This is a genomic window from Mesorhizobium sp. WSM4849 (genome assembly GCF_055811385.1).
Map to the genome: position 1 here is coordinate 41,466 of NZ_JBVVPW010000022.1, position 19,870 is coordinate 61,335.

Here is a 19,870-nt window from a genome sequence, read left to right on the forward strand (position 1 = left end):
TATGTATATACATATTGAAACACACTGCAAGTGATATCATTGCACGGGACACAGGGAATAGGAGAGAAAAACGTGACGGCGATCTTTGCGGAACAGGCGCTTCTGCCCGACGGCTGGCATTCCAATGCCCGGATCGTCGTCAGTGAAGGCCGCATCGCTACTGTCGAGCCGAACACTGCATCCCAGCCCGGCGACGAACGCCATGCCATCCTCCTGCCAGGCATGCCGAACCTGCACAGCCACGCCTTCCAGCGCGGCATGGCCGGCCTTGCCGAGCTGCGCGGCCCTTCCGCCGACAGTTTCTGGAGCTGGCGCGAGGTGATGTACCGATTTGCGCTGTCGATGACGCCGGACCAGGTCGAGGCGGTTGCCGCGCAGCTCTATGTCGAGATGCTGGAGGCTGGATTCTCACGCGTCGGCGAGTTTCACTATCTGCATCACGACCGCGACGGCCAGCCCTACGCCAACATCGCCGAAATGGCCGAACGCATCACTGCCGCAGCTGCCGACACCGGCATTGGGCTGACGCTGCTGCCGGTCTTCTATGCGCATTCCACTTTCGGCGGCGCCGCGCCGAACGAAGGCCAGCGGCGATTCATCAACGATGTGAATCGGTTCTCGCGGCTTATTGAGGAATGCCGCGAATCCGTTCGCACCTTGAATCAAGGCGTCGTTGGCGTCGCCCCACACAGTCTGCGCGCGGTGACACCGGAGGAGTTGGAAAACATCGCGACAATGGTACCGGGCGGACCGGTCCACATCCATATCGCCGAGCAAGTGAAGGAGGTCGAGGACTGCCTTGCCTGGTCCGGGGTGCGGCCGGTCGAATGGCTGCTCGCCAATGCCAAGGTCGATGACCGCTGGTGCCTGATCCACGCCACCCACATGACCGAGACCGAGACGGCGGCCATGGCGAAAAGCGGAGCAGTCGCCGGCCTCTGCCCGATCACCGAGGCCAATCTCGGCGACGGCACCTTTGCCGCACCTTTGTTCAAGCAACATGGCGGCCGCCTCGGCGTCGGCTCCGATTCCAACGTGCTGATCGGCCTGCCGGACGAATTGCGGCAGCTCGAATATTCGCAGCGCCTCGCCCACCGCGCCCGCAACGTGCTGGCGGTGGCGGGCAGTTCGACCGGCCGCGCGCTATTCGATGCAGCGCTCGACGGCGGCAGTGCGGCGCTTGGCGCCGGGCCCTCGCAGATCGCCGCTGGTGCCTCAGCCGATTTCGTGTCGCTCGATGGCAAGCATCCCTCGCTGGCAAGCAAGACGGGCGATGCGGTGCTCGATGCCTGGATCTTCGCCAACGGCGCCAATATCGATTGCGTCTGGGTGCATGGCAAGAAACTGGTCAGCGGCGGCAGGCATGCAAGGCGCGATGCCATTGCCGAGCGTTTTCGCAAAGTGATGACGGCGCTTTCGGGATGAGCATGACTGAGGCATTGGATGTGGACCTCGGCGAATCTCTCTCGCTGCATCAGCGCATCCTGTCCGACATCAGCGAGCGGATCCTGTCCGGCGCCTGGGCGCCTGGCCACCGCATCCCGTTCGAGCACGAACTGACGGCCGAGTACAAATGTTCGCGCATGACGGTGAACAAGGCGCTGTCGCAGCTTGCCAAAGCCGGGCTGATCGAGCGCCGCCGCCGCTCGGGCAGCTTTGTCCGGCGGCCGCAGTCGCAAGCCGCGGTGCTGGAAATCCACGACATCAGGATCGAGGTCGAGGCGCTCGGTCTGCTCTATCGCTACGAGCGTGTGGCGCGCCACAAAAGGCGCAGCAACGCCGAGGATCGCGCCTTGCTGGAACTCGACTCCAACGGACCGGTGCTGGCGCTGGAATGCCGGCATTTCGCCGGCAAGCGGCCGTTCGCCCACGAACAGCGGCTGATCAACCTGGCCGCCGTGGCCGAGGCCGCCAACGAGGAGTTTCATGCCATAGCGCCCGGCCCGTGGCTGATCGCCCGGGTGCCGTGGAGTGCCGCCGAGCACCGCATCCGCGCTGTTGCCGCCGACGGACACATTGCCGCCGCACTCGATATCGAGGCCGGCGCACCGTGCCTGGTGGTCGAGCGGCGGACATGGAGCGCCGAGCACCCCGTCACCCATGTCCGTTTCACCTATGCGGCCGAGAACCACACGCTGGTCGCGCGGTTCACGCCCTCGCAGGGGTAAACCTCCCCCTCGAGGCCCCTCGAGGGGAGGAGGGTCGGCGAGCAGTCGGAGCGCAGCGGAGATTGCGAGACGGGGTGGGGTCGGCGAAGTTGCACCGACCCCACCCCGCCTCGCAAAATTGCCGCTCCTGCGGCATTTTGCTCCGCGACCCTCCCCTCAAGGGGGAGGGTTAAGAGCCGCATCTCAGATGGCAGCGGTAACGATGATCTCGACCAGATATTCCGGTCCGGCAAGCTTGGCCTCGCCGGTGGCGCGGGCCGGGGTATGGCCCTGCGGCACCCACTTGTCCCACTCCGCGTTCATCTCTGCAAAGGTGCTCATGTCGGCCAGCCAGATGATCGCCTGCAGGATCTTGGTCTTGTCCGTTCCGGCCTTGGCCAGCAATTCGTCGATGGCCGCCAGAATGTCCCTTGTCTGGGCGCCGACGTTTCCGCCCGGCTCGCCGACCTGACCGGCCAGATAGACGGTATTGCCGTGGATGACGATCTGGCTCATGCGCGGGCCAACATCGATGCGACGAATGCTCATGGGATGTTTCCTTCTGTTGTCGGTTGCGCCTCTTTAGAGTCGCCGTCTGCCGGGGGCAAGGTCGACTGAGTGAATCCTCTTGAGCCAGCAGGGCATGGGGCCAAACAGGACACGCCAAATGGTTTAGTCGCCGCAATTCCGCCCGATTGACTTGTTGACTAATGTAATAACATCACATATCCAATCGCCGCCGCCGTACCAGTCGTGCCACCGGATCGTCACATGACCAAAACCTGCCTGACCTTCAGCGACCTGACGCTGGGCTACAACAGCCATCCGGCAATCCATCATCTCGACGGCACGATCCACCGGGGATCGCTGACCGCCGTCGTCGGCGCCAACGGCTCGGGCAAGTCGACCCTGATGAAGGGTATCGTCGGCGTGTTGAAGCCGATGGCCGGAACGGTTGTCCGGGCGCCCGGCGTGCGCGCCGCCTATCTGCCGCAACAGTCGGAGCTCGACCGCTCCTTTCCGGCCAGGGTCGTCGATCTGGTTTCGCTCGGGCTGTGGCCACGCCGCGGGCTGCTCGGCCGCTACACCAGGGAAGATCGCGAGTCGGTCAGCCAGGCGCTGATGGCCGTCGGCCTCGGCGGCTTCGAGAAGCGCCCGATCGACACGCTGTCGGGCGGCCAGCTGCAGCGCACGCTGTTTGCCCGCGTGCTGCTGCAGGATGCCGATCTCATCCTGCTCGACGAGCCGTTCAACGCCGTCGACACCAAGACCGTCGGCGACCTGATCGCACTGATCAAGCGCTGGCATGGTGAGGAGCGCACCATCATGGTCGTAGTCCACGATCTGGATCTGGTGCGCCAGAATTTCCCCGAAACGCTGCTGCTGGCGCGCCAGCCGATCGCCTGGGGCGAGACAAAGGAAACGCTGCGGCCGGAAAACCTGTTGCGCGCGCGCCGCTTCCACGAAGCCTGGGAGGAGAACGCGCCCTGGTGCGAGCCCGACGACCACAAGCATGGTGGTCACGCTCACGACCATGGGCACGACCATCATCACGGCTCCGGGCCGCGGGCAGCATGATGGAAACGCTCTACGGTCTTCTCATCGCTCCGTTCGCCGATTTCGCCTTCATGCAGCGGGCGCTTGCCGGGTCGCTGATGCTGTCGCTCGGCGCCTGCCCCGTCGGCGTCTTCCTGATGCTGCGGCGCATGAGCCTTTCCGGCGACGCCATGGCCCACGCCATCCTGCCGGGTGCTGCCGCCGGTTTCCTGTTCTATGGGCTGGAGATCCTGCCGATGACCATCGGCGGGTTGATTGCCGGCATCATCGTCGCGCTTGGCGCCGGCGCCGTCTCGCGTTTCACCATCCAGCGCGAGGACGCCTCGATGGCGGCCTTCTACCTGATTTCGCTGGCCATCGGTGTGCTGATGGTATCGATCCGCGGCTCCAGCGTCGATCTCATGCATGTGCTGTTCGGCACCGTGCTGGCGCTCAACAATGAAGCGCTGACGCTGATCGGCGGCATCGTGCTGGTCACGCTGGTCAACCTCGCCATTTTTTGGCGGGCGCTGGTCGCCGAATGTCTCGATCCGCTGTTCCTGCGTTCGGTCAGCCGGCTGGGCAGCCCGGTGCATTTCATCTTCCTCGGCCTCGTCGTGCTCAACCTTGTCGGCGGCTTCCAGGCGCTCGGCACGCTGCTATCCGTCGGGCTGATGATGCTGCCTGCGGCCGCCGCCCGCTTCTGGACCATGCGCGTCGAGCCGATGTGCGTGCTGGCGGTGCTGATCGGCTTTGCCTCCTGCGTCGCCGGGCTGCTGTTGTCCTACCACGTGTCGCTGCCATCCGGCCCGGCGATCATCCTGTCTGCGGGCGTCGTCTATTTTGCCTCGATCCTGTTCGGCACGCGCGGCATCCTGCGCGCCCGTATTATCCATCACCGCCACAGAACCGCCTGATCCCAACAGAGGTGACCTTTCCATGCTGAAATCGATCCGCATTGCCTTGGCAATGAGCGTTATAACATTAAACGCCTTTGGCGCATCATCGGCCCTCGCGGAGCCGTTGAAAGTGGTCGCCAGCTTCACGGTCATTGCCGATTTTGCCAAAAATGTCGGCGGCGACCGGATCGATCTGACCACCATCGTCGGGCCGGACGGCGATGCCCACGTCTACGAGCCGAGTCCGGCCGACGCGGTGGCCATGGCGGGTGCGGATGTGGTGCTGGTCAACGGCCTGCATTTCGAAGGCTTTCTGCAGCGCCTGGTCGACGCCAGCGCCACCAACGCGACAATCGCCGTTCTGACCAAAGGCGTCACGCCGATCAACTTCAAACCCGAATTCGCCGATGCCGACGCCGCTGAAGGCGAAGATACCGATCCGCATGCCTTCCAATCGGTCGCCAATGCCAGGATCTACGTGAAGAACATCGCCGACGCCTTCTGCACCGCCGACGCCGAGGGTTGCGACACCTATAAGGCCAATGCCGCCGCATACACCGAGAAGCTCGACGCGCTCGAGGGTGAAGTGCAGATGGCGATCCAGTCGATCCCGCAAGAGAAACGCGTCGTCATCACCTCGCATGACGCGTTCGGCTACTTCGAGAAGGCCTATGGCCTCACCTTCCTGGCCCCCGAAGGGGTGTCGACCGAGTCGGAGCCGTCCGCTGCGGACGTCGCAAAGCTGGTCAGCCAAGTTAAGCAGGACAAGGCGGCGGCGGTCTTCGTCGAGAACATCGCCAACGCGCGGCTGATCGAGCAGATCGCCAGCGAGACCGGGGTCAAGGTGGGCGGAACGCTCTATTCAGACGCGCTGTCGCAGCCCGACGGCCCGGCCTCGACCTATATCGACCTGATGCACAACAACATCGCCCAGATCAAAGGCGCGATATTCGGAGGGTGAGACGCCGACCACTTGGTCGGCTTGCGCACGTGTAGGCAACAAACTGCTACAGCGTCCTTTGTGGATCCAAGGATGCGCGGTACTGTAGGTAGCCCGGCTGGATTTCCCGCATGAGAATGTCTATCTGCGCAGCGGGATTTCTTTCTGGGCGGATTGCCGTCCAGCCCTGGGAGTGGCAAGACTCCGCCCCTGGCCAGCAGGCATCGAACATTGCGAGGACGCCATCATGGAATATCGTCAGATCAGCGAGGACTATTCGGTCTCGGGCCAGATTCAGCCCGAAGAGATCGCCGCCATCAAGGCCGCCGGCTTCAAGAGCGTCATCTGCAACAGGCCGGATGACGAGCAGCCCGGCCAGCCATCAGCGGACAGTGTCAAGGCAGCGGTCGAAGCTGCCGGGCTCGCTTTCCGCTACATCCCGGTCATCAGCGGCCAGATCACGGCCGAGAATGTCGGGGACCAGGCCGAGGCGCTCGACGAACTCGAAGGCCCGATCTTCGCCTATTGCCGTTCCGGCGCACGCTGCACCAATCTTTACGGGCTGATCCGGCAGTCGATGGGCTAATTTAGATCGGCAGCGCGCCGGTTTCCTTCAGCGTTTCGAGTACGATCGCCGTCTTCACATGCTGCACGGACTCGTGCGGCAGAAGCACGCCGTTGACGAATTCCGACAGCGACTTCAGGTCCGGCGTAACCACCTTCAGGATATAGTCCATCTCGCCGGTTAGCGCGTGCGCCTCCTGCACTTCCGGCAGCCGCGCCACCAGTTCGCCGAAGCGCTGCGCATTGTCGCGGTTGTGGGTGGCCAGCGTCACCGAGATGACGTTGACCAGCGAGAAGCCGAGCTTGTCGCGGTCGAGCACCGCGCGATAACCCCTGATGTAGCCGTCCTCCTCCAGCCTTTGGCGGCGGCGCGAACATTGCGACGCCGACAGGTTCACCCGTTCCGACAAATCGTTGTTGGTCAGCCGTGCGTCGCCCTGCAATAGAGCCATTATCTTGCGGTCAAACTGGTCGATGCGCGCATCATCCATAGAATCTTCTCCATACGTGCACAGTTCGCGCATCACTCGATCATTTAAAGCGTTTGAATGCAAGCACCATGCGCCCGTTCCGCGCTATGATTATGCGGAAATGGCCCTTTCCGGCCACAGAGCTTTTTGGAGGACAACACCATGGGCCCCTTCCCACACGACGCACCGCCCGCAAAGATCAGCAAGACCAATCCCGCCGGCACCGACGGCTTCGAATTCGTCGAGTTCGCGCATCCCGAACCGGAAAAGCTCGCCGAGCTTTTTACCCGCATGGGCTATGTGCCGGTAGCCAAGCACCGCACCAAGGACATCACCGTCTGGCGGCAGGGCGACATCAACTATGTCGTCAATGCCGAACCCGGCTCGCATGCGATGAAATTCGTCGACAAGCACGGCCCCTGCGCTTCCTCCATGGCCTGGCGGGTCGTCGATGCCAAGCATGCGTTCGACCATGCCGTCGCCAAGGGCGCGACGCCCTATGAAGGCAAAGATAAAACGCTCGACGTGCCGGCAATCGTCGGCATCGGCGGTTCACTGCTCTATTTCATCGATACTTATGGGGAAAAGGGCTCGGCCTACGATGCCGAGTTCGACTGGCTGGGCGCGCGCGACCCGAAGCCGGAAGGCGTCGGCTTCTATTATCTCGACCACCTCACCCACAATGTCTACCGCGGCAACATGGACAAATGGTGGGATTTCTATCGCGACCTGTTCGGCTTCAAGCAGATCCATTTCTTCGATATCGACGGCAAGATCACCGGACTGGTCAGCCGCGCCATCACTTCGCCCTGCGGCAAGATCCGCATCCCGCTCAACGAGTCCAAGGACGAGACCAGCCAGATAGCCGAATACCTGAAGAAGTATAATGGCGAAGGCATCCAGCACATCGCCGTCGGCACGGACGAGATCTACGGCGCCACCGACAGGCTGGCCGCCAACGGACTGAAGTTCATGCCCGGCCCGCCCGAAACCTATTATGACATGTCCCATAGCAGAGTGCGCGGCCATGACGAGCCGATCGAGCGCATGAAAAAGCACGGCATCCTGATCGATGGCGAAGGCGTGGTTGACGGTGGCACAACCAAGATCCTGCTGCAGATCTTCTCGAAAACCGTGATCGGCCCGATCTTCTTCGAATTCATCCAGAGGAAGGGCGACGAGGGTTTTGGCGAGGGCAATTTCCGTGCGCTGTTCGAATCGATCGAGCAGGACCAGATCAAGCGTGGCGTGCTGAAGGTGGACGACAAGGCGGCGTAAGCCAAAGATTACGAGCGCCGAGCTGCCCCTCACCTGCCTGCCGGCATCCTCTCCCCGTAAACGGGGCGAGGGACGCTCTCCTCGACGCTTTGGCCAATCGGCAGGGTTGCAGAAATGAACGCCGAGCGTAAGGCCAGCGGGCTTCTCCCCGTTCACGGGGAGAAGGTGCCGGCAGGCGGATGAGGGACGGCGGCAACGGTCACAAACCGAGTCGCTCGACCTCTTCTTTCCTGAGTTTCAGATCATAGTCGAGGAAGAATTCGTCGAGTTGCGGCGGTTTCACCGACGTACCGGACAGCATGGCGTGCACTTGGCCGCGATGATGGATGTCGTGGATGAAGAGGTGGGCGAGCAGGTCGCCGATCCGCTCCGGTATTTTTCCGTCCTCGCGCCGGTCAGTGACGACACGGCGGTCTAGATCGGCCGCCGACAGACCGTCGCAGAAGGCGATCAGCCCCCGGTCGGCCGCGACCTGGGCGGCAAACAGCGCTGGTGATTCATCGAACGGCACGAAATCGTCATGGGCCGCGGCGCCAACGCCACCCTGCTCGAGAAAATCGAGATAGAGATGATCGACAGCCAGGATGTGATTGAGCGTTGCCTTGATCGAGGGAAAGAAGCTGGTTCGCTCGGCTTCGAATTCACCGGGCTCAAGCTGTAGCACGGCGCGGTAGAGCCGGTCGTTCGACCAGAGATTGTTGCGTGCCATGCGGCGATTATGGTCCAGCAGGTCCACGTCACATACTCGCCCAACCAGCCCAGGCAATCAAGTTCACAGCAATACCGATAGCACCTATGGCTAGCAGACGAGCGATCATGCCACGCCGCAGCGCTTGCGTTTCAACATCGCTTCCAACGTCCCGGTTCAAAGCGACGTAGATAAGCTTCGCCCGACGCGCAACTCTGCTGAAGTTGCGGAGTCTTTCAGATCGGTTCTCAACCTGATGGCAAAGTCGGATTGCCGAAATTAGACGCCAGGCAGTAGCGATGCCGCAAACTCCCACAAACCAGAGATAAGTAGCAGTGTACGGCATCCTGATCCTGCCAGCGTTTCGGAACGACGCTAGATATAGAATTGCTTCAAATTGCGTATTTCTCGACCTTCTGCTCGATCGCACCAAAAATCGAATGTCCGGTCCTGTCCTTCATCTCGATGCGTACCGTGTCGCCAAAGCGCAGGAACGGCGTTGTCGGTTCGCCGGCCTCGATCGTTTCGATCATGCGCAGTTCGGCAATGCAGGAATAGCCGGCGCCGCCCGCCGAGACAGGCTTGCCCGGACCGCCGTCGAGCTTGTTGGAGACCGTCCCCGAACCGATGATGGTGCCGGCGGCCAGCGGCCGGGTTTTTGCGGCATGCGCGATCAGCGCCGGAAAATCGAAAGTCATGTCCATGCCTGCATTCGCCCGGCCGAACGGCTTGCCGTTGAGGTCGACCAGCAGCGGCAGGCTGACCTTGCCGCCATCCCAGGCATCGCCGAGTTCGTCCGGCGTTACCGCGACCGGCGAAAAGGCCGAGGACGGTTTCGACTGGAAGAAGCCGAAGCCCTTGGCAAGCTCTGGCGCGGTAAGGGAACGCAGCGTGACGTCATTGACCAGCATGACCAGCCGGATCGCGGCCCGAGCCTCATCAAGGCTTGCCCCGATCGGCACATCGTCGACGACGACAGCGACTTCCCCTTCCATGTCGACGCCAAGAGCCTCGTCGACCGTGCGGATCGGGCCACGCGGCGCGATGAAACTGTCCGAACCACCTTGGTAGATCAGCGGATCCGTCCAGAAGCTTGCCGGCATCTCGGCGCCGCGCGCCTTCCGCACCAGTTCGACATGGTTCACATAGGCCGAGCCATCGGCCCATTGGTAGGCGCGCGGCAGCGGCGAATGGGCGTCATGCTCGTGAAAGCGCGCTGACGGCACCGCATTATTCTCCAGCGATTCCGCCATGGCGGCGAGATGCGGCGCGATCCGGCCCCAGTCGTCGAGTGCCGCCTGCAGTGTCGGTACCAAGAACGAGGCGTCGGTAAAGCGCGTCAGGTCGCGCGAGACGACGACCAACTTTCCGTCGCGCGACCCGTCCTTCAATGTGGCAAGCTTCATGTGGTTTCCTCTCCTGATGCGGCTTTGTTGCCGCTTTGAATTTTTGCTTTACGCATGATCTCTTCCGAAAACTGGTTTCCATTTTTCGCTAACGCGGTCCTTCGGTTCGGGATCATCCTCCAGCCCCACAACAAGGCCGTCGCGGGCGATCGTCAAGTCGCCGGCCCATGTTTTCCTGACGGCGGCAATCCAGTCGGCCTCGCCGATCTCGGGATCGTCGGCCGGAATGAGGTGGTTGAGAACCAGTCTTTTGACCCCTGCATCACTGGCGATGCGCCCCGCCTCCTCAGCAAAAGTATGGCTGGCGAGCAGGTGTTCTCTCAGCCTTTCGCCATTGCCGGTCTTCGCAACGAGCCGCTCGATGCCTTCTTCCAGCATGGCCTCATGGACGAGGATGTCGGCGCCTTTGGCAAAATCGGCCAATGGCGGAAAGAACGCCGTATCGGCCGAGAACACGACGCTTCGTCCGGCATGCTCGAAGCGCAGCGCAAAGCAGTCGGTCACCGGCGGATGGTCGACGCGCAGCGCTGAAACCTTCAGGCCGCGCTCCTCCATCACCCGGCCTTGGCCGAATTCGATGATCGAAACCATGTCGAGAATATCCGCCCGGCCTTCGTCGGCGATGCGTATCTCGATGTCGAATTCCATCGCCTGGCAAAAGCGCTGCCAGTAATGGCCAGTGCCGGGCGGGCCGAACACAGTGACCGGTGTCCCCAGACCCGCCGTCCATGCGGTGTGGATCAGCGGACCGAGTTCCAGCACATGGTCGGAATGCAGATGCGTGATGAAGACCAGATCGAGCGCCTTCAGGCTGATGCCGGCGTCGGCCAGCCCGCGCGTCACGCCAAGCCCGCAATCGACGACGATGTTGCGGCCGCCGATCTCCAGCAGCGACGAGGTCGGCCACGGCCCGCCCGGCCGGAGCGCCGGGCCGCCCTTCGAGCCCAGCAGCACCAGCCGATCCCGCGTAGGATCAGCGCTCAAGACCAGTCGCCCTCGGGCCTGCCGTTGAAGCGCTTCTTCAGATCGGCCCAGCAGTCGATGTAATTCTCCTGCCGGGTTTCAACCTCCGCGGCGTAGCGGGTCAGCATCTGCGGGAATCGCGTCTCGAACATAAAGGCCATGGTGTTGTCGAGCTTGACCGGTTTCAGCTCGGCGCGCGAGGCCTTTTCGAAGCCAGACGCGTCAGGTCCGTGGGCCAGCATCAGATTGTGCAGGCTGATGCCGCCCGGAATGAAGCCCTCCTCCTTGGCGTCGTATTGGCCGTGGATCAGGCCCATGAACTCGCTCATGATGTTGCGGTGGTACCAGGGCGGACGGAACGTGTTTTCGGCCACCAGCCAGCGCGGCGGGAAGATGACGAAGTCGATGTTGGCGGTGCCCTCCTCGCCGCTCGGCGCGGTCAGCACCGTGAAGATCGACGGATCGGGATGGTCGAACAGGATCGCCCCGACCGGCGAAAACGTTGCAAGATCATATTTATAGGGCGAATAATTGCCGTGCCACGCCACCACGTCCAGCGGCGAATGGTCGAGTTCGGCGACATGAAACTGGCCGCACCATTTCACCATCAGCCGGCACGGCGTCTCCTTGTCCTCGAACCAGGCGCAAGGCGTCTTGAAATCGCGCGGATTGGCCAGGCAATTGGCGCCGATCGGGCCACGATCCGGCAGCGTCAGCTTCGCGCCGTAATTCTCGCAGACATAGCCGCGCACTGTTTCATCGACCAGTTCGACCTTGAACACGAGGCCGCGCGGCAGCACCGCGATCTCGCCGGGTCGCAATTCGATGACGCCCATTTCGGTAACGAAGCGCAGGCTGCCGACCTGCGGCACGACCAGCAACTCGCCGTCGGCGTTGAAGAAATGGTCGTCGACCATCGAGCGGTTGGCGACATAGACATGAGCCGCCATGCCGGTCTGGCCGAGCACGTCGCCGGCGGTGGTGATCGAGCGCATGCCGGCAATGAAGTCGGTCGGCTCCTTCGGCATCGGCACCGGATTCCAGCGATATTGGCCGAGGGCCAGTTCGTGATCGCTAACATTCGGCGCGCTCTTCCACAGCGGATAGTTCGCCGCCTTGAAGCGACCGGTGTGCCTGACGCTCGGCCTGATGCGATAGAGCCAGGAACGCTCGTTGGTGCCGCGCGGCGCGGTGAAGGGCGAGCCCGAAAGCTGCTCGGCATAAAGACCGTAGGCTGGCCGCTGCGGTGAGTTCCGCCCTTGCGGCAGCGAACCGGGCAAGGTTTCAGTTTCGAAGTCGTTGCCGAACCCCGGCATGTAGGAAAATGCCATGATTTCCTCCCGGATTCACACTGCCAGAGCGTCTTTTGTGCGCCCACGAGGACGCGCGGCGCTCCGGAATTGACCAAACTGGTTTCATTTGTAACCATCGAAAATGTAACTATCAACCAGCAATGCATGCTGCGCGGACGCGGAACATGGAACCGGAAATCCTTGAACTCGAAAGCTTCCTGCCTTATCGGCTCTACCGGCTCGCCGACGCTGTCAGCCGCGAATTCTCCAGGATTTACAAAGATCGCCACGGCCTGACGCGGCCCGAATGGCGAACGCTGGCCGGTCTCGGCCAGCACGGCAGCATGACCGCAACAGCGCTCGGCGAACAGTCGGCCATGCACAAGACCAAGGTTTCGCGCGCCGTCGCCGAGCTCGAACGGCGCCGCTGGCTGACGCGAACACCGGATGAAAAAGACCGCCGCATCGAGCATCTGACGCTGACCGGAGCGGGCCTTGCCGCCTATCGCGAGATGGTGCCGTTGGCGAAGGCATTCGAGCAGGAATTGCTGGGAAAGCTGAATGCCAGCGAGCGCGCAGCAATCACGAACGGACTGAATGCACTCGAAATAAACTTCGCCTTGGGCAAGGGTTAAATAGCTATAGTGGTCGGTAGTGCGCCCAACCCGAAGTAAGTGCGTTCGGTCTCAATCATGCGCCTTATTTGGCGTCGAAACGCAACCGGGTCATCGACGTGAGCCAAGACCTCGTGCGCTCGCGAAGCAGCAGGCTCCCGTACGCTCCCCAGCATCAGTCTTGCCGTGCCTTGATCCCCAGCCAAAGCCGCCGCAACACCGGCATGGAAAGGAGCCCACACGCCGTGGTCGCCCAATTTCAATTCGTTCACCAGGACCGTGGCAGTTGCAGCTACAGAAGGGAACGTCGATCGATAAATCTGGTCAATTTCGGCTGCCGTCCTGGCCATTTGACTTGCCAAGGGGACAAACTGCTCAGGACTTTCAAACTTGGCAAACGAGCCAACGCGCTCAACGCGATCGAAGGTCAATGTGCTCGGTAGTGAACCCCAAAGCCAGTGAACCGCTAAGTTCAGATAAGAGCCTTTTGACCATGAGCTGGGTTGGAACTCGACAACACTTAGCCAGAAGCCACGATCGGCAATCCATGTTCGCGACTGACCCTTCCGCCGAAATCCAGCGGGTTGCAATGCGATCTTTGCCTGCGAAGCAATGATACGTCCGTGCTCGTTTTCCGCCATCTCGGCCCCCAACGTGAAGACAAATGGGCTGGCGCTACCAGTCCATCACCACCTTGCCGGAATTGCCGCTCTTCATCGCTTCGAAGCCGGTAATATAGTCGTCAATGCCAATGCGGTGGGTGATCAGGCCGCTGACATCGAGCGGGCCTTGCACCAGTGCGATCATCTTGTACCAGGTCTCGAACATCTCGCGGCCATAAATGCCCTTGAGATGCAGCATCTTGAAGATGACCTTGTTCCAGTCGATCTCGAAGCCGGTCGGCGCGATGCCTAAAATGGCAATCTTGCCGCCATTGTTCATGGCGTCGATCATGTCGCGGAAGGCGGGTGCGGCACCTGACATTTCGAGGCCGACGTCAAAACCTTCGGTCATGCCGAGCGCCGGCATGATATCGCGCAGCTTCTCCTTCGACGCGTCGACCACATGCTGGACGCGGAGCTTTTTCGCCAGCGCCAGCCGCACCGGGTTGATGTCGGTGATGACCACTTTTCGCGCGCCGACGCATTGAGCGACGAGTGCAGCCATGATGCCGATCGGCCCGGCGCCGGTGACCAGCACGTCCTCGCCGACGAGATCAAAGGACAATGCGGTGTGAACCGCATTGCCTAAGGGATCGAAGATTGCGGCGATCTCGTCGGGCACGTCGTCGGGGATCGGCACGACATTGTGCTGCGGGATCGCCAGATATTCGCCGAAGGCACCCGGCCGGTTGACGCCAACGCCGAGCGTGTTGCGGCACAGATGTCCCCTGCCCGCCCGGCAGTTGCGGCAGTGGCCGCAGACGATGTGGCCTTCGCCCGAAACACGCTGGCCGATCTTGTATTCGGTGACCGCCGCGCCGAAATCGGCGACCGTGCCGACGAACTCGTGCCCGGTCACCATCGGCACCGGCACGGTCTTTTGCGCCCACTGGTCCCAATTGTAGATGTGGACGTCGGTACCGCAGATCGCGGTCTTCTTGATCTTGATCAGAACGTCGTTGGGGCCGATTTCCGGCACTGGCACTTCTTCCATCCAGATGCCCGGCTCGGCCTTGGCCTTGACCAGCGCCTTCATCATGTTGGACATCAGACGCTCCTCAAAAATCTTGCCTGTCTTGACGGATCGGCTGCATCAGGCGGCCGCTTCCAGGATTCTCTTCAGTCGCAGCAAATCTCGATCGGTCGAACGCCGGACGGCCAAAGCCACGAACGGGGCAACCAGACGGGAAAAGCCGGTTGGCGCGCCGCGATTCCTGAGCGCCATATGGGTACGGCCTTCGCCAGCATCCCGCCACGCGTAACTCGTTTCCATGGGAAACGGCCCTTCGGCGGTTCGCATTACAAGCCGTTCGCCCTGCACGAGCTCGACGATTTCGTAGGTGTAAACAAGCCGCCTTCCGAGGAACTGCGCCACGAATGCAATTCTCGATCCTGCCCGGGCAGGTCGGGGCGTTTTCCATTCCACCGATTTGATATTGACGTACCAGCGGGGAACGTTGTCCGGATCGGCGGAAAAGTCGGCGACGACCGCGCGTGGCCTGGCGATCTCGATCTTGCTCGTCACGTCGATCGTCATGGCCGGCTTCCTGCGATAGGGTCAAGCGATTACACCCAGCTCTTTTCCGACGTCGCCAAATGCTGCCACGGCGCGGTCGATATCGGCGCTGGAATGGGCGGCCGACATTTGCGTGCGGATGCGCGCCTGGCCCTTCGGCACCACCGGAAACGAGAAGCCGATGACATAGATGCCGCGCTTCAGCATGCGCGCCGCCATCTCCTGCGCCAGCGTCGCGTCGCCCAACATGACCGGGATGATCGGATGATCGGCGCCGGCAAGCGTAAAGCCGAGCTTACCCATTTCAGACCGGAAGCGCGCCGCGTTGGCATAGAGACGCTGGCGCAGCGCATCGCCATTGCCGATCAGTTCGAAAACCCGGATCGAGGCGCCGGCGATCGCCGGCATCAGCGTGTTGGAAAACAGATAGGGACGCGAGCGCTGGCGCAACCAGTCGACCACCTGGCTCTTGGCTGATGTGTAGCCGCCCGATGCGCCGCCCAATGCCTTGCCGAGCGTGCCGGTGATGATGTCCACCCTGCCCTCGACGCCACAATGCTCAGCCGAGCCGCGGCCGTTCTTGCCAACGAAGCCGACTGCATGGCTGTCATCCACCATCACCATTGCATCGTACTTCTCGGCGAGATCGCAGACGCCCTTCAGATTGGCTATGATGCCGTCCATGGAAAATACACCATCGGTGGCGATCAGCCGAAAACGGCAATCCCTTGCCTCCTTCAGCCGCGCCTCCAGATCGGCCATGTCGTTGTTGGCGTAGCGGTAGCGCTTCGCCTTCGATAGCCGCACGCCGTCGATGATCGAGGCGTGGTTCAGCGCGTCGGAGATGACCGCATCCTCCTCACCGAGCAGCGTCTCAAACAGGCCGCCATTGGCGTCGAAGCACGAGCCGTAGAGGATCGTATCCTCCATGCCGAGGAAGCCAGAAATCGTCGCCTCGAGCTGCTTGTGCTCTTCCTGCGTGCCGCAGATGAAACGCACCGACGCCATGCCGTACCCGTATCGGTCAAGCGCCTGCTTGGCCGCGTCGCGCAATTCGGCGCTGTCTGCGAGCCCGAGATAGTTGTTGGCGCAGAAATTCAGCACCTTTTCGCCGCCCACCTCGATCTCTGCCGACTGCGTCGAGGTGATCACCCGCTCGGATTTGTAGAGGCCGGCCGATTTCAGCCCTTGAAGTTCGCTGTCGATATGGGAGAGGAATGCCGCGCTCATGATCAGGCCCTGTTGAGATTTGAATGGACTGTCGCCCCGCGCGGGCGAAAAATCCACCGCAAAAGCGACCGCTTCGGTGACGCGACGGCCGTTGGCCAGAATGACGCCAAATGGCGGATATTCAAATGCAGCTGCGGCGCGAAAGAACGCGATAACCATTTCGCGAGCTTTCCACCGCTGTCGCTATCGCAGCTCTGTCGACTTCCGGAGCTGTTAACACTTTCAAGCCAATGGTTCTCACACCTAACAATCTGTCGGCGAGAGGGACCGCCCCAGAAAATGTCGCAGAAACCGGCGCAATCCATTTCGGGCAGGCTCATACTGTTGATCAAGGCCGGCTATTGGCTGGCGCTGCTGATCATTGCAGCCATGGTGATGGCCTCCTTCATCCTTCTCCAGCAGATGATGGCTGCCCAGCGGCACGACGATACGCTGCTCGATATTGTCGGCATGCAAAAGACGCTGTCGCAACGCATTGTCTTCCTTGCAAACGCTGCAGGTGCTGCTTCGCGCAACCAACAACCGGCTCTGGTCACCGCATTCAAACAGGCCACGGCGGAGTTCGAGAGGAACTACGACCTTCTGCTCGAGCGGGTCGTCGCCGACCCGGCGTCATCGGCAAGGTTCGATCCAAAGTCAGTCGAGAGCGTGCTTTTCGCCAAGCCGTTTCATCTCGATTACTTCTCGGTCGGGCTTATCGCCAACGGCCAACGCCTGGTTTCGGCGTTCGAATCACGACTCGGTATGGCCGATAATGGCGGCTACAAGGGCGGCGGCGAACGCGTCAACCTCGACGCTTCCATCGCCAATGCGACCCTGTCGGGCTATGCGGCACTCGGCCAGCGCATCAGCGCCCATGCCGATGCGCGATCGGAAACACTTCTCGATCTCCATCGAACGCTGTTCTACACCACCATCGGCGTCATCGTGCTGGTGGCACTTTTCATCTTCAGGCCGATGTCGAACGCCATTCTGCGCAAGACGCATGAACTGATCGATGCCCGCAATTCCATGGCCTTCATCGCCGTGCATGACGGCCTTACCGGCCTGCACAACCGCACCTTCCTGACCGACCATTTCGATACGCTGATCAAGGGGGCACAGCGCCGGCGAGAGCGGCTTGCGGCGGTCCACCTCGACCTCGACCGGTTCAAGCAGATCAACGACACGCTTGGCCACGCCGCCGGCGACTATGTGCTGGTGGTGACGGCGCAGCGCATGCGCGATTCCTGCCGGGCTTCGGATCTCTGCGTGCGTCTCGGCAGCGATGAGTTCGTAATGATCCTCAATGGTGCCGGCGGCACCGAGGACATCAACATGGTCGCCAGGCGCGTCCTGACGCAGATCAACGAACCGATCGTCTTTCGGGGCACGACCATCCTTCCGGGCGCCAGCGCCGGCGTCGCCGTCTATCCGGTCGACGCCGACAATGCGCAAGATCTGCTCGTCCATGCCGACCTCGCGCTCCACTCCGCCAAGAAGCAGAGTGGCGGCAGCCTCTCATTCTTCTCCGAGGAGTTGCGGCATGAACTCGATTTCCGCAAGCAGCTCGAGCATGACATTAGGATCGCGATCGCGGAGAAGGCGTTCCAGGTCTATTTCCAGCCGCAGGTTTCGTTGTCGAACGGTACGGTCGGCGGCATCGAGGCGCTGGTTCGCTGGAAACATGCCGAGCGCGGCATGATCGCACCGGGCGAATTCATTCCGGTCGCCGAAAAATGCGGACTCATGCCGGAGATCGGCCGCATCGTCATCGCCAAAGCAATCAGCGAGGCGGCCGAGTGGAGCCGCGCCGGTGTTGCCTTTGGACGGCTCGCCGTCAACGTGTCCGGCTCCGAACTGCGTGAGCCCGATTTCGACGCCTTCCTCTTCGGCGTGCTGGAAAAAACTGGCCTGCCGCCACAAAAGCTTTCGCTGGAAATCGTCGAATCCGTCATTCTCGACGACGAGAAGACCGGCATAGCGGCAAAGCTGCGGCACATCCGCGCCGCCGGTGTTCATCTCGAACTCGACGATTTCGGCACCGGCTACGCGTCGCTCAGCCACGTCAACCCGAACGAGATCGACCGGCTGAAGATCGATCGACGCTTCGTCCAAAATATCAATGAGAACGACGACAACACCAAGATCGTGCGGGCCATCACCGAACTCGCCCGCGGCCTCGGCATCTCGATCGTCGCCGAGGGCGCCGAAACCGAGGCCGAGCTCGATTCGCTGATGGCGATCGGATGCGACCAGGTTCAGGGCTACTCCATCGCCTTCCCGATGCCGCAGGACACGGCACGCGAATGGCTGGTCGCGCGGGCGCCGAAGAAAGCCAGGCTAACGCTGCTGCGGGGAAGCCGGGCGTAAGGCGCCAACCTTGACATGCCGCTTCGGAAATGGCGGCCTGACGGGTAAGTCCGGCTAAGGTGCCGCCGACTGTCGCAATGGCGGCAAATTCTTCAGCGGATTGAGCATCGGCACCCCGAGCGGTGCAAAATGACGCTCGTTGTCCGTCAGTATCGTCAAACCGTGGACCTCGCCCGTAGCGGCGATCGCTATGTCTTCGAACCCTGGCCGATGCGCCCTTGCCTGATCACGGATGGACCCGGCGGCATGTGCGGCGCGCAAATCGAAGGGAAGAACCCTCTTTCCTTGGGCCACTGAAACAATGCGTTCGGCAGTTTGGGATCAATCGACATTCGCCCGCAGCGCCGCCAGGACTTCCGCGAACTCCGCCAGCCTCTCGTCGGACAACCCGGTCCGCAGCCGCTTGTCGAAGGCGAGTGCTGCCGTGCGCAATTTCAGGAACAGCGCCTCTCCCACTTCGGTCAGCTCGACCTGATGGACCCGGCGGTTTTCCGGATCGCGGCGCCGGGTCAGCAGGCCTTGCGTCTCCATCGCGTTCAGATGGTGGGTCAGCGTCGCGCCTTGGATTCCGATCATGCCGGCGAGCTCGCGCTGGTTGGCCAGTTCGCGCGACTTGATCGACAACAGAGTGACCCAGACCGGCAGCGTGCCGCCAGCCTCGACCAAGGCGGAGTCGAAGGCCTGTGCGACAAGCTTTGCGGTGCGGGCGAGATTCATCCCGACTGGCGGGCGGTCAAAAAGCGTCATGATCCGACACTAGAGCAAGGGAAAGGCCGATGGAACTGGCCCTTGACTTTACATTGACATCTAATCATTCGATATCTAATCCTATGGAAAGCGGTGGGAAAGGAGAAAATGCGGTCATGCAATATGTCTACATCGTCGTCCTCGGCCTTCACGTCATGGCCGGTGTGTTCTGGGCTGGAACGACCATCGCGGTCGCCCGCGATCCGGAGATTCGGATCGAACGGTTTTTCCGGCCGCAAATGGGTGCGGCCGGCATGGTTTTCCTGACCGGCGCTCTGCTCTGGCATTTCTTCCACAGCGGCTATTTCGGTTCGATGGAAATCATTCTGGCCCTGGGTATCGCGACGGCGCTGGTTGCCGCCGGTATTCAGGGCGCGCTGGTCGGCTCTGCCAGCAGGCGGCTTGCCGGCACTGACGCGGCGACGGAAATGCAGTTGCGCGCGAAAATGACAAGGGGCGAACGCATCGCTGGTGGGCTGCTGGTCATCACCATACTTTGTATGGCTACCGCCAGGATGTTCTGAGTGGGGCCTGCCGCAATCACGGTTCAAGAGATCGTACGGTGT

21 protein-coding genes and 1 pseudogene are annotated in these 19,870 nt (G+C 61.8%); 10 read left to right on the forward strand and 12 right to left on the reverse strand.

The genetic code is table 11. The annotated features are described in order from the left end of the window. Positions 1–72: 72 nt before the first annotated feature. The gene (locus AC0L3L_RS23485) at positions 73–1,425 is read left to right on the forward strand and encodes a formimidoylglutamate deiminase (RefSeq protein WP_473487769.1); all 1,353 of its coding nucleotides are present in this window, start codon (positions 73–75) and stop codon (positions 1,423–1,425) included. Then, positions 1,422–2,168, forward strand: coding sequence for a histidine utilization repressor (gene hutC, locus AC0L3L_RS23490; RefSeq protein WP_473487770.1), 747 nt, complete (start codon positions 1,422–1,424; stop codon positions 2,166–2,168). The genes AC0L3L_RS23485 and hutC overlap by 4 nt, the downstream gene beginning before the upstream one ends. A 183-nt stretch (positions 2,169–2,351) precedes the next feature. Here the strand turns inward: hutC and AC0L3L_RS23495 are convergent, their stop codons facing one another. Beyond that, on the reverse strand, positions 2,352–2,696 hold the full coding sequence (locus AC0L3L_RS23495; RefSeq protein ID WP_095496140.1) for a RidA family protein: 345 nt from the start codon (positions 2,694–2,696) through the stop codon (positions 2,352–2,354). Between the two features lie 222 nt (positions 2,697–2,918). On the opposite strand from AC0L3L_RS23495, the gene aztA reads away from it, so the two are divergent. The 4 genes from aztA to AC0L3L_RS23515 all read left to right on the forward strand — a co-directional run bounded on the left by aztA (position 2,919) and on the right by AC0L3L_RS23515 (position 6,108). Further along, positions 2,919–3,725: a zinc ABC transporter ATP-binding protein AztA gene (gene aztA / locus AC0L3L_RS23500; RefSeq protein ID WP_473487772.1), complete on the forward strand. Its 807-nt coding sequence runs from the start codon at positions 2,919–2,921 to the stop codon at positions 3,723–3,725. Then, entirely contained in the window at positions 3,725–4,600 is an 876-nt protein-coding gene (gene aztB / locus AC0L3L_RS23505) for a zinc ABC transporter permease AztB (protein ID WP_123147614.1), read from the forward strand. Before aztA ends, aztB begins: the two co-directional genes overlap by 1 nt. Positions 4,601–4,622: 22 nt before the next feature. Beyond that, complete coding sequence (gene aztC, locus AC0L3L_RS23510) at positions 4,623–5,543, forward strand: zinc ABC transporter substrate-binding protein AztC (RefSeq protein ID WP_473639239.1); 921 nt, start codon at positions 4,623–4,625, stop codon at positions 5,541–5,543. A gap of 226 nt (positions 5,544–5,769) precedes the next feature. Further along, positions 5,770–6,108, forward strand: a complete 339-nt coding sequence (locus AC0L3L_RS23515; RefSeq protein WP_473639240.1) for a protein tyrosine phosphatase family protein — start codon at positions 5,770–5,772, stop codon at positions 6,106–6,108. 1 nt (position 6,109) lies between these two features. On the opposite strand, the gene AC0L3L_RS23520 is transcribed toward AC0L3L_RS23515, so the two are convergent. Next, positions 6,110–6,577, reverse strand: coding sequence for an Lrp/AsnC family transcriptional regulator (locus AC0L3L_RS23520; RefSeq protein WP_029354039.1), 468 nt, complete (start codon positions 6,575–6,577; stop codon positions 6,110–6,112). 141 nt (positions 6,578–6,718) lie between these two features. Here AC0L3L_RS23520 and hppD point away from each other — a divergent pair, with 141 nt between their 5' ends. Then, a complete protein-coding gene (gene hppD / locus AC0L3L_RS23525) occupies positions 6,719–7,834 on the forward strand; it encodes a 4-hydroxyphenylpyruvate dioxygenase (protein WP_473639241.1) in 1,116 nt (371 codons plus the stop codon). Between the two features lie 199 nt (positions 7,835–8,033). On the opposite strand, the gene AC0L3L_RS23530 is transcribed toward hppD, so the two are convergent. From AC0L3L_RS23530 to hmgA, 4 genes are all read right to left on the reverse strand, one after another. Beyond that, positions 8,034–8,570 carry a DinB family protein gene (locus AC0L3L_RS23530; RefSeq protein ID WP_473639242.1) on the reverse strand — a complete coding sequence of 179 codons (537 nt, stop codon included), beginning with the start codon at positions 8,568–8,570 and terminating at the stop codon, positions 8,034–8,036. Positions 8,571–8,914: 344 nt separating this feature from the next. Continuing rightward, on the reverse strand, positions 8,915–9,928 hold the full coding sequence (locus AC0L3L_RS23535; protein ID WP_473639243.1) for a fumarylacetoacetate hydrolase family protein: 1,014 nt from the start codon (positions 9,926–9,928) through the stop codon (positions 8,915–8,917). 48 nt (positions 9,929–9,976) lie between these two features. Then, complete coding sequence (locus AC0L3L_RS23540) at positions 9,977–10,912, reverse strand: MBL fold metallo-hydrolase (RefSeq protein WP_473639244.1); 936 nt, start codon at positions 10,910–10,912, stop codon at positions 9,977–9,979. After that, complete coding sequence (hmgA, locus tag AC0L3L_RS23545) at positions 10,909–12,222, reverse strand: homogentisate 1,2-dioxygenase (RefSeq protein WP_473639245.1); 1,314 nt, start codon at positions 12,220–12,222, stop codon at positions 10,909–10,911. Before hmgA ends, AC0L3L_RS23540 begins: the two co-directional genes overlap by 4 nt. Before the next feature lie 146 nt (positions 12,223–12,368). On the opposite strand from hmgA, the gene AC0L3L_RS23550 reads away from it, so the two are divergent. Further along, complete coding sequence (locus tag AC0L3L_RS23550) at positions 12,369–12,818, forward strand: MarR family winged helix-turn-helix transcriptional regulator (RefSeq protein WP_473639246.1); 450 nt, start codon at positions 12,369–12,371, stop codon at positions 12,816–12,818. On the opposite strand, the gene AC0L3L_RS23555 is transcribed toward AC0L3L_RS23550, so the two are convergent. From AC0L3L_RS23555 to AC0L3L_RS23570, 4 genes are read right to left on the reverse strand one after another with little or no spacing between them, the layout of a single operon-like run. Then, positions 12,815–13,438 carry a DUF4304 domain-containing protein gene (locus AC0L3L_RS23555; protein ID WP_473639247.1) on the reverse strand — a complete coding sequence of 208 codons (624 nt, stop codon included), beginning with the start codon at positions 13,436–13,438 and terminating at the stop codon, positions 12,815–12,817. The two genes, AC0L3L_RS23550 and AC0L3L_RS23555, sit on opposite strands and share 4 nt — an antisense overlap. 34 nt (positions 13,439–13,472) lie before the next feature. Continuing rightward, positions 13,473–14,507 carry an L-threonine 3-dehydrogenase gene (gene tdh / locus AC0L3L_RS23560; protein ID WP_473639248.1) on the reverse strand — a complete coding sequence of 345 codons (1,035 nt, stop codon included), beginning with the start codon at positions 14,505–14,507 and terminating at the stop codon, positions 13,473–13,475. A 45-nt stretch (positions 14,508–14,552) separates the two neighbouring features. After that, entirely contained in the window at positions 14,553–14,996 is a 444-nt protein-coding gene (locus tag AC0L3L_RS23565) for an SRPBCC family protein (RefSeq protein ID WP_292180100.1), read from the reverse strand. 21 nt (positions 14,997–15,017) lie between these two features. Further along, on the reverse strand, positions 15,018–16,205 hold the full coding sequence (locus AC0L3L_RS23570) for a glycine C-acetyltransferase (protein ID WP_473639311.1): 1,188 nt from the start codon (positions 16,203–16,205) through the stop codon (positions 15,018–15,020). 279 nt (positions 16,206–16,484) lie between these two features. On the opposite strand from AC0L3L_RS23570, the gene AC0L3L_RS23575 reads away from it, so the two are divergent. Then, the gene (locus AC0L3L_RS23575) at positions 16,485–18,557 is read left to right on the forward strand and encodes a putative bifunctional diguanylate cyclase/phosphodiesterase (protein WP_473639249.1); all 2,073 of its coding nucleotides are present in this window, start codon (positions 16,485–16,487) and stop codon (positions 18,555–18,557) included. A gap of 54 nt (positions 18,558–18,611) precedes the next feature. Here AC0L3L_RS23575 and AC0L3L_RS23580 read toward each other — a convergent pair. Beyond that, a pseudogene (locus AC0L3L_RS23580) lies at positions 18,612–18,839 on the reverse strand (PIN domain-containing protein); the annotation flags it as partial. A 39-nt stretch (positions 18,840–18,878) separates the two neighbouring features. Further along, a complete protein-coding gene (locus AC0L3L_RS23585) occupies positions 18,879–19,304 on the reverse strand; it encodes a MarR family winged helix-turn-helix transcriptional regulator (RefSeq protein WP_473489322.1) in 426 nt (141 codons plus the stop codon). A 116-nt stretch (positions 19,305–19,420) separates the two neighbouring features. On the opposite strand from AC0L3L_RS23585, the gene AC0L3L_RS23590 reads away from it, so the two are divergent. Then, a complete protein-coding gene (locus AC0L3L_RS23590; RefSeq protein ID WP_473489321.1) occupies positions 19,421–19,828 on the forward strand; it encodes a hypothetical protein in 408 nt (135 codons plus the stop codon). Positions 19,829–19,870: the final 42 nt, after the last annotated feature.

Bases quoted from the DNA above. Each gene is read 5' to 3' on its own strand.
- AC0L3L_RS23495 (WP_095496140.1), bottom strand. From the start codon at position 2,696: ATGAGCATTCGTCGCATCGATGTTGGCCCGCGCATGAGCCAGATCGTC.
- AC0L3L_RS23575 (WP_473639249.1), top strand. From the start codon at position 16,485: ATGTCGCAGAAACCGGCGCAATCCATTTCGGGCAGGCTCATACTGTTG.
- tdh (WP_473639248.1), bottom strand. From the start codon at position 14,507: ATGTCCAACATGATGAAGGCGCTGGTCAAGGCCAAGGCCGAGCCGGGC.
- AC0L3L_RS23550 (WP_473639246.1), top strand. From the start codon at position 12,369: ATGGAACCGGAAATCCTTGAACTCGAAAGCTTCCTGCCTTATCGGCTC.
- AC0L3L_RS23570 (WP_473639311.1), bottom strand. From the start codon at position 16,205: ATGAGCGCGGCATTCCTCTCCCATATCGACAGCGAACTTCAAGGGCTG.
- AC0L3L_RS23590 (WP_473489321.1), top strand. From the start codon at position 19,421: ATGCAATATGTCTACATCGTCGTCCTCGGCCTTCACGTCATGGCCGGT.
- hmgA (WP_473639245.1), bottom strand. From the start codon at position 12,222: ATGGCATTTTCCTACATGCCGGGGTTCGGCAACGACTTCGAAACTGAA.
- aztC (WP_473639239.1), top strand. From the start codon at position 4,623: ATGCTGAAATCGATCCGCATTGCCTTGGCAATGAGCGTTATAACATTA.
- AC0L3L_RS23565 (WP_292180100.1), bottom strand. From the start codon at position 14,996: ATGACGATCGACGTGACGAGCAAGATCGAGATCGCCAGGCCACGCGCG.
- AC0L3L_RS23515 (WP_473639240.1), top strand. From the start codon at position 5,770: ATGGAATATCGTCAGATCAGCGAGGACTATTCGGTCTCGGGCCAGATT.
- AC0L3L_RS23535 (WP_473639243.1), bottom strand. From the start codon at position 9,928: ATGAAGCTTGCCACATTGAAGGACGGGTCGCGCGACGGAAAGTTGGTC.
- aztA (WP_473487772.1), top strand. From the start codon at position 2,919: ATGACCAAAACCTGCCTGACCTTCAGCGACCTGACGCTGGGCTACAAC.
- aztB (WP_123147614.1), top strand. From the start codon at position 3,725: ATGGAAACGCTCTACGGTCTTCTCATCGCTCCGTTCGCCGATTTCGCC.
- AC0L3L_RS23520 (WP_029354039.1), bottom strand. From the start codon at position 6,577: ATGGATGATGCGCGCATCGACCAGTTTGACCGCAAGATAATGGCTCTA.
- hppD (WP_473639241.1), top strand. From the start codon at position 6,719: ATGGGCCCCTTCCCACACGACGCACCGCCCGCAAAGATCAGCAAGACC.
- hutC (WP_473487770.1), top strand. From the start codon at position 1,422: ATGAGCATGACTGAGGCATTGGATGTGGACCTCGGCGAATCTCTCTCG.
- AC0L3L_RS23555 (WP_473639247.1), bottom strand. From the start codon at position 13,438: ATGGCGGAAAACGAGCACGGACGTATCATTGCTTCGCAGGCAAAGATC.
- AC0L3L_RS23585 (WP_473489322.1), bottom strand. From the start codon at position 19,304: ATGACGCTTTTTGACCGCCCGCCAGTCGGGATGAATCTCGCCCGCACC.